At 36.2% G+C, this 276-nt stretch carries 1 pseudogene; it reads right to left on the reverse strand.

Going from position 1 to position 276, the window contains the following annotated elements:
- Window positions 1–276 (reverse strand): annotated as a pseudogene (locus tag AAEZ03_RS27220) (Vi polysaccharide biosynthesis UDP-N-acetylglucosamine C-6 dehydrogenase TviB); the annotation flags it as partial.

Consider the following 276-nt stretch of genomic DNA (forward strand, 5'->3'; position numbering starts at 1 on the left):
CTCTAACACTTCAAGCGTATCAATATTCAATTTATTGAAAATAATTGATAACTCATTAATCAGTGCAATATTAACATCACGCTGAGTGTTTTCGATTACTTTTGCAGCCTCAGCGACCTTAATCGAGCTTGCTTTATGGGTGCCTGCTGTAATAATTGATTTATAAAGTTGATCAATTTGTTCTGCAATTTCAGGTGTCGAGCCACTTGTCACCTTTAAAATATTAGTAACGCGATGCTCTTTATCACCTGGATTAATTCTCTCCGGTGAGTAACC

The organism is Pseudomonas sp. HY2-MNA-CIBAN-0224 (assembly GCF_040310285.1).
GTDB lineage: Bacteria > Pseudomonadota > Gammaproteobacteria > Pseudomonadales > Pseudomonadaceae > Aquipseudomonas > Aquipseudomonas helleri.